At 64.2% G+C, this 11,699-nt stretch carries 11 protein-coding genes and 1 pseudogene; 4 read left to right on the top strand and 8 right to left on the bottom strand.

Going from position 1 to position 11,699, the window contains the following annotated elements; all coding sequences use genetic code 11:
* Window positions 1–121: 121 nt before the first annotated feature.
* The 7 genes and pseudogenes from FS320_RS29710 to FS320_RS29740 all read right to left on the bottom strand — a co-directional run.
* Window positions 122–457: pseudogene (locus FS320_RS29710) on the bottom strand (MFS transporter); the annotation flags it as partial.
* Between the two features lie 144 nt (window positions 458–601).
* Window positions 602–1,447 carry a fumarylacetoacetate hydrolase family protein gene (locus tag FS320_RS29715; protein WP_152715851.1) on the bottom strand — a complete coding sequence of 282 codons (846 nt, stop codon included), beginning with the start codon at window positions 1,445–1,447 and terminating at the stop codon, window positions 602–604.
* A 24-nt stretch (window positions 1,448–1,471) separates the two neighbouring features.
* Window positions 1,472–1,891 carry a hypothetical protein gene (locus FS320_RS29720; protein ID WP_152715852.1) on the bottom strand — a complete coding sequence of 140 codons (420 nt, stop codon included), beginning with the start codon at window positions 1,889–1,891 and terminating at the stop codon, window positions 1,472–1,474.
* Between the two features lie 10 nt (window positions 1,892–1,901).
* Window positions 1,902–3,731 carry a hydantoinase B/oxoprolinase family protein gene (locus FS320_RS29725; protein WP_152715853.1) on the bottom strand — a complete coding sequence of 610 codons (1,830 nt, stop codon included), beginning with the start codon at window positions 3,729–3,731 and terminating at the stop codon, window positions 1,902–1,904.
* Window positions 3,728–5,818, bottom strand: coding sequence for a hydantoinase/oxoprolinase family protein (locus FS320_RS29730; protein WP_152715854.1), 2,091 nt, complete (start codon window positions 5,816–5,818; stop codon window positions 3,728–3,730). Before FS320_RS29730 ends, FS320_RS29725 begins: the two co-directional genes overlap by 4 nt.
* Window positions 5,819–5,886: 68 nt before the next feature.
* A complete protein-coding gene (locus tag FS320_RS29735) occupies window positions 5,887–6,480 on the bottom strand; it encodes a hypothetical protein (RefSeq protein WP_152715855.1) in 594 nt (197 codons plus the stop codon).
* A gap of 370 nt (window positions 6,481–6,850) precedes the next feature.
* Complete coding sequence (locus FS320_RS29740) at window positions 6,851–7,798, bottom strand: dihydrodipicolinate synthase family protein (RefSeq protein ID WP_152715856.1); 948 nt, start codon at window positions 7,796–7,798, stop codon at window positions 6,851–6,853.
* Between the two features lie 233 nt (window positions 7,799–8,031).
* Between FS320_RS29740 and FS320_RS29745 the strand changes: the two genes are divergently transcribed.
* Together FS320_RS29745 and FS320_RS29750 are read left to right on the top strand one after the other, a co-directional pair.
* The gene (locus FS320_RS29745; RefSeq protein WP_152715857.1) at window positions 8,032–8,949 is read left to right on the top strand and encodes a LysR family transcriptional regulator; all 918 of its coding nucleotides are present in this window, start codon (window positions 8,032–8,034) and stop codon (window positions 8,947–8,949) included.
* Between the two features lie 357 nt (window positions 8,950–9,306).
* Window positions 9,307–9,597: a DUF6894 family protein gene (locus tag FS320_RS29750; RefSeq protein ID WP_152715858.1), complete on the top strand. Its 291-nt coding sequence runs from the start codon at window positions 9,307–9,309 to the stop codon at window positions 9,595–9,597.
* A gap of 45 nt (window positions 9,598–9,642) precedes the next feature.
* Here the strand turns inward: FS320_RS29750 and FS320_RS29755 are convergent, their stop codons facing one another.
* Window positions 9,643–9,900 (bottom strand): DUF6894 family protein, encoded by a 258-nt coding sequence (locus FS320_RS29755; RefSeq protein WP_152715859.1) that lies wholly within the window; start codon window positions 9,898–9,900, stop codon window positions 9,643–9,645.
* Between the two features lie 131 nt (window positions 9,901–10,031).
* On the opposite strand from FS320_RS29755, the gene FS320_RS29760 reads away from it, so the two are divergent.
* Together FS320_RS29760 and FS320_RS29765 are read left to right on the top strand one after the other, a co-directional pair.
* On the top strand, window positions 10,032–10,265 hold the full coding sequence (locus tag FS320_RS29760; RefSeq protein WP_338105537.1) for a hypothetical protein: 234 nt from the start codon (window positions 10,032–10,034) through the stop codon (window positions 10,263–10,265).
* A 304-nt stretch (window positions 10,266–10,569) separates the two neighbouring features.
* A complete protein-coding gene (locus tag FS320_RS29765) occupies window positions 10,570–11,505 on the top strand; it encodes a ribose-phosphate pyrophosphokinase (protein WP_152715860.1) in 936 nt (311 codons plus the stop codon).
* Window positions 11,506–11,699 lie beyond the last annotated feature (194 nt).

Below are 11,699 nucleotides of genomic sequence, written 5' to 3' on the forward strand. Positions count from 1 at the left end.
TGCGGATGAAGGGAGTGCATCACGTCCTCCTGCGGTGAGAAGCTCGGCGTCGCAGGCCGTCAAAGCGCCAAGTGTACTCCTCAATGGCGTAACGCACCCGATCCCAACAACGTTCCGCCACCAAACAGATAGTGAACAGGAGGATCTTGAGCCGTCCGAAGCGCTCGGCAAGCGCACCGAACAGCACGGCGCCGATCAGTTGGCCCAGATAACCCATGGAGAGGATGTACCCGGTCTGCTGCGGATCGAGGTTCCACTGGGTCACGAGAAGCGGCATCGCGTAGGCGATGGCGATGACGGTATAGCCGTCAAAGAAGGTCGCGGCTCCGATGATGTTGCGCGTCCAGAAGACCGGCTTGGTGACCGGAAGGCGTTCGATCCGCGCGCTGATGTCAGCCTGTCCGTCGAACGGGCTCCCTGAGCGTTCGACGGCGGTCGCGGCGTTCCCGTGTGGCATGGCGTTCCCTCATGATGTCGTGTCGCATTCCGGCCGTTCTTTTTTTGTTGCCGGGGGCGTGTGCCCTCCGGAGGTTCGGTACGGGGTCAATGAGCAGCAGTGCTTCCATCGACCCCGCTGGGCTGTGAAACCGGGCGGACGCGGTCAGGCCGTCTCGTCCGTCACGCCGTTCCGCAACAGGCCGACACCGGCAATGTCGATCTCGACCACGTCGCCCGGCTTTAGCCAGACGGGCGGCTGCCGCTTCGCCCCCACGCCGCCCGGCGTGCCCGTGGCGATCACGTCGCCTGGTGAGAGCCGCGTGAAGCTCGTGACGTAAGCGATGATCTCCGCCACCGGGAAGATCATGTGTCCCAGCGTCGATGACTGGACGACGTCGCCGTTGAGCCGGGTTTCGATGCTGAGATCGTCCAGTACTCCGACTTCGTCGGGCGTGACGAGCGCCGGCCCGAATGCCCCGGTCGACGGGAAATTCTTTCCCGGCGTGAACTGCTGTGTATGCCACTGCCAGTCGCGGACGCTGCCGTCGTTGAAGCAGGAATAGCCGGCGACGAGGTCCAGGGCCTGCTCGGGCGGGACGCGGAAACCGCCGTGCCCGATGACGACCGCAAGCTCGCCCTCGAAGTCGAGCGAGGTCGAGAACGGGGGCCGAACGATCGGCGCCTCATGGCCGATCAGCGTATCGGCAAACCGCACGAAGAGCGACGGATGGGCGGTCTTGGCGCGGCCCGTTTCCTGGCGGTGCTCCTCGTAGTTATGGCCCACGCAAAGGATCTTGCCGGGGTTCGGGATCACCGGCAGCAGCGTGACCCCGTCGAGCGGAAGTCGCTTGCCCGAAGCGGCGCAGGCCTCGGCGAACTCGGACAGCGCATTTTGCTCTAACACGGTCTTCAGGTCCGCCTGGCGGGATTCCGGATCGACGAGGATCTGGTCGCCCTCCAGCACGCCACAGGCAGTTCGGCCATCATGGACAAAGGAAACGAGACGCATGGCAAATCCCCAAAATGTTCGTGTTCAGGTGCAGATGATCCCGCTCCCGGAGCCCGATGGGCGGCTATCGCTCCCGAAGGATTCCAGGGTGTCGGCGAGATCGGTGATGAAGCGCTCCAGGGCCGCCACCTCGACGCCCGTTTCCGGAAGGCGGAGCAGCCAGGTCCGGAACGGGACCAAGGGTGTGTCCGCCTCCCGCTCCGCCTCTCGGGCATCGAGCAGCGCAACGAGCGCATCGAGTCTCTCGGCGGCGTAGCGACCGCGCATGTAGTCGAGGATGTCGGCCTCCATGTCCCGCGGATTGAGCGCGGGGATCAGGAAGTGCCCCATGCAGGTGCATCCGGCCGGATGCATCGGACGGGACGTCACCGCCCGCCACAGGGAGGCGAGGCGCTGGACCTGCGCCGCGACGTCTGCCGGCTCGCCGTCCCGTTGCGTGGTCATGTTTCCCTCCTCAGCCCGGCGTCATGTCGAGCTGCGGACCGGTGTCATCCGCCGCTTGCGCCGATGCCGCGGGAGCGATGTCGGTGCGGGCGCGCAGTGCCCGGGTCGCCGCCGCGTCCACCGTCCCGTCGCTGTCGATGACCACGCGATAGGTGTCGAGCGCGACCGTCCGGCTGACATACCCCTCGCGCACGTCGCGGGCGACGAGCTGTGGATCACGTTCGGTCGCGCGCCCGAACCCGCCGCCGCCACCGGAGCGCATCATGTAGGCGTCGCCGGCCTTCAGGCGGACGTTGAAGACCTTGGCGTTCGGGAACTCGGTCTCCCACTTCCCGTCCCGGCGCAGGCCGATACCGTTGCCCGCGGCCTCGCCACCGTCCTCCAGCCCCCAGGGCTTGCAGTGCACGCGGTCGATGCGGGTGGTGAGCTGGAACGGCGCCAGCGCCTGCACGACCATCTCGCAGCCGAGGCCGCCGCGGTTGCGACCCGCGCCGCCGCTGTCCTCGCGCAGCACATAACGTTCGACGAGGACGGGGAACTTCGCTTCCAGTTGTTCCGACGGGCTGTTGTGCGTGTCGCCGTCGTTGATGCACACGGTGGCGGAGACGCCGTCCTCCGTGGCCTTGGCCCCCCAGCCGCCGCCAAGCGGGCCGATGCCGACGATGTAGAACTTGCCGTCGGCCGGGTTGATGCCGTGGATGTTGGGAAAGACCAGGTCGGCATGGTGACCGGACGCCACGCGGTCGGGAATGGCCTTCGCCATCGCCTTGAAGATCGTGTCGATCACCGTCATGGGATAGGTCATCCAGACCCGCATCGGCGCCGGCCGCTCGGCGCTGACCACCGTGCCCATCGGCATGATGACCTTCAATGGCCGGAAGCTGCCCTCGTTGACCGGGTAATCCGTCGGTGCCGCCAGGCACTTGAACGCGACCTGAGCACAGGCGATGCCCGTGGTGACACCGGAGTTGTAGAATCCGCGCACCTGACGGCTGACGTCGGACAGGTCGATCGTCATCTCGTCGCCGCGCTTCTCGATCCGCACGCGGATCGGCACGGGCTCGCCGACATCGAGGCCGTCGTCGTCCATGAAGGATTCCGCCTCGTAGACGCCGTCCGGGATGTTGAGGGTGTTGGCGCGGGCAAGCGCCTCCGACTGGTCCATGATGACGCGGAACGAGTCGTGCACCGCCTGCCAGCCGTAGCGCCCGACCAGCTCGAGGTAACGCCGCTCGCCCGTGGTGACCGCCACGATCTGGGCGCGCAGGTCGCCGAGCGCCTTCTCGGGCAGGCGCACGTTCATGGCGATGATGTCGACGAGCTCCTGGTTGACCTCGCCGCCGCGCTGGTACTTCACGATCGGGATCTGGATTCCCTCGGAGTAGATGTCGGTCGTGACCGTGCCGAGGGTGCCACCGACGTCGAGCCAGTGCGCCATGCAGCAGGTGAACCCAATCAACTCGCCCTCATGGAAGACCGGCATTGTGAAGGTGAAGTGATTGAGGTGGCTGCCCGTCGTGTAGGCATCGTTGGTGACCAGGATGTCGCCGGGGTGGATGTTCTCGTAGCCGAAGTGCTTGATCTTCGCGCGGACCGTCTCGGACATGCCGCGGATGAACATCGGCAGGCCGAGCCCGATCGACAGGGTCTCGCCCTCCTTGGTAAACAGGCCGACGGTGAAGTCCAGCGCCTCGTAGATGATGAGGTTGTAGGCGGTCCTCGTCAGGTTGGTCTTCATCTCCTCGGTGACCGCGAGGAGGCCACGGCGGACGATCTCGACCGTGACGGGATCCACCGCCTGGGCGGCGTCGGCTTGGGCAGTCTTGACGTTGACATTCATCGCGCGTCGCTCCCGATTGCAATCAGCAGGTTTCCGGCGGTGTCGACCTCCAGCGTATCGCCGGGGGCCAGAACGGTGGTGGAGGCGCGTTCCTCGATCAGCGCCGGGCCGGCGATGCGGTTGCCGGCCCTCAGGAGGTCGCGCTCGTAGACGGGCGTGTCGAGCAGTTCGCCGAAGTAGACCGGCTTGCGGCGGCTCAGCGCCTCCGGGTCGGGTTCGGCCCCACCCGCGGGAACGGTGTGCCGGGGCGGCTTGCGCATGACGCCCGTCACAGTGGTGCGCAGGCTCACCAGTTCGGCCGGCTCCCCGGGCGCGCTCGTGCCGTAGCGGATGGCGTGCTGGGCGTCGAAGTGCTTCTTGATCGCCTCGCGGTCGCCCTGCTCGAAGAGCTCGCGGGGCAGCTCCACGGTCACGGCGTGCTCCTGCCCAACGTAACGCATGTCCGCGGCGCGCTCCAGGACGACGCTCTCGGGCCGGACCGAAGAACCCTCGACGGCGGCCGTGCCCTCGCCCTCCATCGCGGCGTAGAGGGCCTCGAGCTCCGCGAAGTCGACGGTGGCGAGCCGGCGGAAGCAGGACCGCACGTAGTCGTAGCGCAGGTCACTGAAGAGCATGCCGTAGGCAGAGAAGTAGCCGGGGGAGTAGGGGATCAGTACGCGGCGGATGCCGATCTCCCGCGCGATCGCCGAGGCGTGCAGCGGACCGGCGCCGCCATAGACCGCCATGGTAAAGCCGCCGACGTCGAGACCTCGCTCCGTGGTCACGGCCTTGACGGCGTATGACATCGTGGTGACGGCGATGCGAAGAACTCCGTCCGCCGCGCGAAGCACGTCCATGCCGAGCGGGTCAGCAATCTTCTCCCGCATGGCGCGCTCGGCCGCGGACAGGTCGAGCTGCATCTCGCCGCCTAGGAAGTGATCGGGATCGAGACGGCCCAGGATGAGGTTGGCATCCGTCACCGTGGGTTCGGTGCCGCCGCGACCGTAGCAAACGGGACCGGGCATCGAGCCTGCGCTTTGCGGACCCACGCGCAGGGCGTTGCCCTGCGCCAGCCGCGCGATGCTGCCGCCTCCGGTTCCCACCTCGTGGATATCCGTCATCGGGATCTGGATCGGCAACGCCTGTTCGTAGACGCCGAGCAGGGCACTTCCCGTGGTGAGCGGCTTGCCCTCGTAGATCACGCCGGCCTTCGCCGTCGTGCCGCCCATGTCGAAGGCGATGGCTTCCGTGAGGCCGAGCCCCTCGCAGATCGCCTGGGTGCCGATCACGCCGGCGGCGGGACCGGACTCCAGCATGCGCACGCAGTCGCGCTGCGCGTGCTCGACGGGAAAGAGGCCGCCCGTCGACTGCACGACGAAGAAGGCGCCGCCGAAGCCGTGGCGGTCCAGGTGCTCCGACAGCTCGCCGAGGTAGGTCGCGACACGCGGCCCGACATACGCGTTGGCAGCGACCGTCGAGACGCGCTCGAATTCCCTGTACTCCTGCGACAGCTCATGCGAGGCGGAGACGAAGACGCCGGACAATTCCTCTTCGACGATCTGCTTGACCCTGACCTCGTGCGCCGGGTTGCGGTAGGAGTGCAGCAGCAGGATTGCCACTGCCTCCACGCCCTTGGGCTTGAGGGTGCGCAGGACGGAGCGGAGATGCTCCTCGTCCAACGGCTTGTGCACCGCGCCGCTCGCCAGCAGGCGCTCGTGCACCTCATGCCGCGAGGACCTGTCCACCAGCGGCACGTGCTTGCGGAAAAACAAGTTGTAGGCGTCGGGGCGATTGACGCGGCCGATCTCGTAGATGTCGCGGAAGCCCTCGGTCACCAGGAGTGCCGTCCGGGCGCCCGTGCGCTCGAGCAGCGTGTTGATGGCGATGGTGGAACCGTGAAGGAACAGGTGGGCGTCGCGAAAGGCGACGCCGGCACCGTCCAGGGTGTTCTGGATCCCGTCAACGAGTTTGTCGTGGGTGGAGAGCGCCTTGCCGAAGCGCAACTCGCCGGCGGCCTCGTCGAAGGCGGCGAGGTCAGTGAAGGTGCCGCCGATGTCGACGGCGATGCGCAACCGTGGGAGTTCGGCAGAAGTGGTTTCGAGGGCCATGGACGTGATCTCTCCCTGCAATGATCCTGTTGAGGCGAAATTATTCGGCTTATGAAGTTTGGGCGTTGTCACCCGCTCGGATGCGCGGGGACGCCAGCATCGATCGCGGCACCGTGCATCGCTCCGCTCCCCTGGAGCGTAATGGCGGCATCCTTGGGCCGTCTCCGTCGGATCTCTTTGTTGGAGCACAGTTCCGTGGCCACGGAACCAGGAGGTTCGGCGGCCAGAATTCGCCGGATCTGGCGCTCGCTAAGAACGTGCGGCTTCAGGCTCGTGATATGAAACAGCAACCTTTCGGGCTTGCCTGAATAGTGCTCCGGACACTCGCTGAGCTTGCGATCTCTTGTATGCCACGCTCCGTCGAAATAGCGGGTCCAGGCACGATGCAGTTCCTCGGCGCGCTGCCTCAGCGGGATGTATCTGAGGAAACGTTGCGCCGCCGTGCGGATCAACTCATCGCGCTGGCTCTCGATCATCGTCCTGCGCGGGTCGGCCTCCCCCCGGGCGGGCTTCACTCCGAACGCCTCGGCGAATTCGGTTCCGCTGAGCCATTCATCGACGGCCACCACGAAGTAACGGGCAGCTTCGCCTGATAAGGGTTCGCCAACGGCTGCGTTCTCGCGAATGCGCAGCAGCATCTTGGTAGCACTGACGGCGGTCATGGCAACTCCAGCGATTCCACGTGAGAGAGGCAACTCACCGCCAATCGGCGACTACCGATCAGCGCATGGGAGACAATGCAGGGAGCAAGGTTCTATATCGGAATTCACAGCCCGGGCATTTCAGGTACGCTTGCTCGGGCATATCTGATGTGGTCCCAAAGATTGCGCGGCCTGGGAGCCCTTCATCGGCGCCACCGAGGCCGAAAGCCGCTCAAGGCCAGCGACCAGCTCGGCGGTGGCATGCGTAGCGTGGCGGCGGTAGGCAAAACGGCACCGTTGGCGACCAGCGTTGTCATGGGCGTTCCCTTTTTATCGTTGGCGGAGCGTGAATCCGCTCCGCCGTTTTGTCGTTGTGCCGCGTGCTGGCCTACTACTCCGCGGCAACGGCTGTCGGTCGCCCGATGAGGCCAGCCGAGCGCAGCGCATCGGCGATCTCGACCTCCGCACCTGGCTCAAGCGGCAACAGGGGCGAGCGAACCGTCGCGTGGTCGAGGATGCCCCGCGCAACGAGGCCGTGCTTGAGAGCGACGGTTCCCTCCATGTGCGAACCGCGGTGGTAGACGGTGCGGGTCACCGGCAGCAGCCGGTCATGGATGGCGCGTGCCCTGGCGTAGTCCTTGGCCTTGCCTGCGGCGATGAATTCGATGAGCGGCTCGGGCGCCAGACCGCCGTAGCCCACGAGGGCCCCGTCGACGTCGAACATCGTGTGCAGCAGATACTCGTCGTGACAGGGCAGGATTTGGAGATCGGGACGCTCGCGGCGGATGACCGGAATCTCGGTGTCCCAACGGCGCATGTTGCGCACGCCGTTCTTCATGGCGAAGACACCCGGCTGGGCCGCGATCTCGAGCTGGGTTTCGAGGTTGTAGGTGGCCTTGGTCACGTCCGGGTACTGGAAGAGGATCAGCGGCAGACCGCTCTCCTCGAAGATGGCCTGGTAGCGGTCCTGCGGCGCGCCGTTCTGGTAGCCGAAGCGCAGCCAACCATGCGACGGATAAACGAGCCCAGCCGCTGCCCCGGCCGCAACGGCCCGCTTGGCTTCCAGCGCCGCCACCTTGGTGCCTTCCAGGGTGATGCCGGCAATAACCGGAACCCTGCCGTCGGTCGACTCGACAAAGCTCCGGATCACGGCGGCCTGCTCGTCAGGGGTAAGGAAGGTGCCTTCGCCGGCATGGCCGAGAACGACCAGTCCCTTCACGCCATCAAAGCTGCCGAGCCAGGAGCCCAGGCGCTGGATGGCCGCATGATCGACCTTTCCGTCCCGGGTGAAGGGGGTCACGGGAGCGGGAACGAGACCTCTGAGATCGAGGGATGTCATGTCGGTTTCCTCCAAGTTGCATCATTGGTGGTTGGGTCGGCGCGATTCTCGCGGCGACGCTTGCTTGCACTCAGCACTTCGGCTGCCGGCATCCGGAAAGCGGCTCTCTGGCGGCTTCGTCGATCGGGCCGGTCAACTCATGGGAAAACAGTAGGCGGGATCGTTCTATATCGGAATGCATAGAACTCGTATTTCAGATATACGTACCTGGGTATATCCGGAGACCATGGCCCATGGATTACGCCGCTTGGAAGCTCTTCATCGATGCCGCCGAGCTCGGCAGTCTCAGCAAGGTGGCTCTGGCCTATGGCACAAGCCAGCCGCACATCAGCCGCCGCATCGGTGAGCTGGAGCAGGAGTGCGGCGGGCGCCTGTTCCAGCGCACCGGACGGGGGGTAATGCTAACCGAGCTGGGGCAGCGCATCGCGCCCAAGGTGCGGGGGTGGCTGACCAGCACCGAGCAGCTCCTCAATGACGTTCGCACCTCAGCGGGTACGCCGATCGGCAAGGTCCGGATCGGCAGCCTGCCCTCGACCGCACACCCGCTGGTGACCACTTTGCAGAGACGTCTGGCGGAGCAGTACCCGCTGGTCCAGCTCGCGGTCCGGGAGGGGCAGGGCGCCCAGCTCGAGACTTGGCTCGAGGATGGCAGCGTCGATCTTGCGATCCTGTTGCGGACCAGTCCATCGCCCAAGGACGGCGATACCTACCTCGTCAAGGCCCCGACCCACCTCATGAGTGCGACCGGCGACCTGCTGACGTCTGGGCCGACGGTACCCTTCTTGGCCCTGCATAACCTGCCGCTCGTGCTGTTCTGCCGCCCCAGCTCCTGGCGCGATCACCTCGAGCAGCTCGCGGATGAGCACGGCATCTCGCTCAATGTTGCCCTGGAGGCGGACTCGTTGAGATTGCAGGCGCACATCGTCGCGGAGGGCGGCGTCTACGCGCTGCTGGGGCCCTATGCGATTGCGGGTGCGGCGAAGGACTACCGCCTGCAATCATCCAAGCTGATCGATCCACCCATAACCCGCCACATTGCCTTGGCCATCTCGCGTCATGGCGAGATGACCCTCGCGTGCCGGACCGTGATTCAGGTCATCCGGAAGATCGCGAACTCTGGCGTGGCTGTACCAGCCCCGGATGAAATTTGAACCGTGCTGGAGCTGGGAAATGGTTTGCAGTTACTCGGCTGCCGATGCCGGAGCCAACCTGGAATTTGGATCGAGGGAAGGTCAGCAACTGGCACTCCTGAGACGTACGCGTTTGGTCCGCTTCGGCACTCAAGTGCCGACGTTCGTTAAGCGGCCGGAACATGATATTTTGACCCGCTCCGGAGCTTCCCGGATTAGTTCTCCCATTCGAGTCTACGTTCCATAAGGTACCGTTATCGGAAATTCGCGCCCTCGCGGGACACACGATTGCGGTCCACATAGTACGGTTTCGTACCGCAACTTCCCCGCCATAAAGGCATTAGTTTAGCCATCTTAGGATCAGCGCTGGAAGACGTCATGCCGCGCTTTTTCTTTCACATTTGCAGCAACGGCAACGGTCGGAGTTGTGACGATCTTGGCCTCGATTTCCCCAGTGTGGAGACGGCTTGCAGCGAAGCATTGCGTGCTGCCCAAGGTCTCAAAGGTGCCTTCGCAGCCCGGGGCGAGGATCCGCGGGACCATGCCATCGAGATCGAGAATGAAGCAGGCGAGGTCGTGTTGCACCTGTCGTTTTCCGAGATCTTCGATGACTCAGTCGGCGTAGTTATTCCTCACTCCCGGAAAATCCAGGATCGAGAGGAGGCCTAATTCACTGTTCCATACTGCGGTTTATGCCAAATTCGTGGCTCTCTGTCAGGTGTTTGCTGTTGAGCCTTGGGAGGGGCTTTCCACGACCAGCGACAGCGTGATCCGCCAGACGATCTGTCCGGCCACGTCCTTGACATCGACGGTAAAGTCACGCCGGTCCCCGTCCGGCATTTCGTCCTTCACAATCTCAGGCAGGGTTTTCTTGGCCTCTTCCTTGGCTGCTTCAACGTCTTCCAGATCCAGCCCTTCACGGTCGGGCGTGAAGGCCTTGCCATCATGGATGTCGAAGAAGAAGCGTGGCATACGGGGCTCCGGCGCTGGAGAACATTATCCGTCAACGCCGGGGAGATCGCTTCCTGTTCCATAATGGGCTTACGCGCAATTCGCGGTCGTTTGGGGAACACGCGCACGATCGGATCATTTATGGGCGCCACGTGAGAGCCAATCGTGCCGCCATGTTCGAGCAGGATCAGGAAATCGCCCAGCTTGAGAAGAACCTCATCGAGATCAATCTGCTCGTGTCCCGACAGATGGCCCGTATCGAGCGGTTGGCCGAGAAGAGAGGCGATACAACACAAGCCAAGGCCGTGCTTCGGGGGTTGGAGGAGGTCCTCGAATACTTCCGCGCTCAACAAAGAATGATCCTCGACACTCTCGAGCAAGGGTAAGGACTTTTCAAAAAGGGCATTCTGCGAAATTATTTGATCGCAAGAACCACTTCGGCGGCCTGCTTCGCGCTCTATTCAGGGCTCAACCCAGCCATATCAAGAACGGCATTGCTGAAGGCACGGGCCTGGTAGCCCTCCTCATACATCTCAATAATGCGCTCTCGCTCGCCAGGTGTGAGCCGCCTGGGCCTTCCATCTATTGTGACGGTTTCATATCGCTGCTAAGAGCCTTGCGCCCAGCCGTGCAGGAATTCTTGCATAGCGCAGCGGGTGCTATCGGTCACACAGAGCCAAAGTTGTTTGCATGAAGCTCGTCGCCGGAAATTCCAACCGTCCGCTTGCCGAGGCCATCGCCGCTTATCTCAACGTTCCGCTCGCCAAGGCCCAGGTGAAGCGTTTCGCCGACATGGAAGTGTTCGTGGAAATCCAGGAGAACGTGCGCGGCGAGGATGTCTTCATCATCCAGTCGACATCATTCCCCACGAACGACCACCTGATGGAGCTTCTAATCATCACGGATGCGCTGCGCCGCTCGTCGGCAAAGCGCATTACGGCAGTGGTGCCCTATTTCGGCTATGCCCGCCAGGACCGGAAGTCCGCATCACGCACGCCGATCTCGGCCAAGCTGGTGGCCAACCTCATCACCCATGCGGGCGTCGACCGCGTTCTGACCCTGGACCTCCACGCCGGCCAGATCCAGGGCTTCTTCGATATCCCGACCGACAACCTGTTCGCGGCCCCCACCCTGGCCCGTGACATCAAGGAGCACCTCGACGGCGGCAACCGCATGGTGGTTTCGCCCGACGTGGGCGGCGTGGTGCGCGCCCGCGCGCTCGCCAAGCGCATCGACGCCCAGCTCGCCATCGTCGACAAGCGCCGCGAGCGCCCCGGCGAGTCGGAGGTCATGAACATCATCGGCGACGTGTCCGGCCGCTCCTGCATTCTAGTCGACGACATCGTGGATTCCGGCGGCACCCTGGTGAATGCGGCCGACGCCCTCCTGGCCAAGGGCGCGAAGGAGGTCTACGCCTACATCACCCACGGTGTCCTCTCCGGTGGAGCCGTGGCCCGCATCGCCAGCTCCAAGCTGAAGGAACTGGTCATCACCGATTCCATCATGCCGACGGAAGCCGTGAAGGTGGCCCACAACATCCGCGTCATCAGCATCGCCCCGCTGATGGGCGAGGCGATCGAGCGCACGGCGACGGAAGGCTCGGTGTCGAGCCTGACCTGGCACTGAAGCTTCATTCTAGCGTCTAGAGCCGCAGCCACTCGCATTCCATAAACGGCCTTACCCGAAATTTTCGTAATAGGGGCAAAACCGTTGGCGATCACGCTAAGGAGCAGCGGTCGCTGACCAGATCTGCCAGGCGCGGGACGGCTGGCGCATCAGCAATTCCCAGTCTATCGCCAAGATAGCTCCAGAATGACACT

The sequence above is a fragment of the Microvirga tunisiensis genome, from assembly GCF_009296175.1.
GTDB lineage: Bacteria > Pseudomonadota > Alphaproteobacteria > Rhizobiales > Beijerinckiaceae > Microvirga > Microvirga tunisiensis.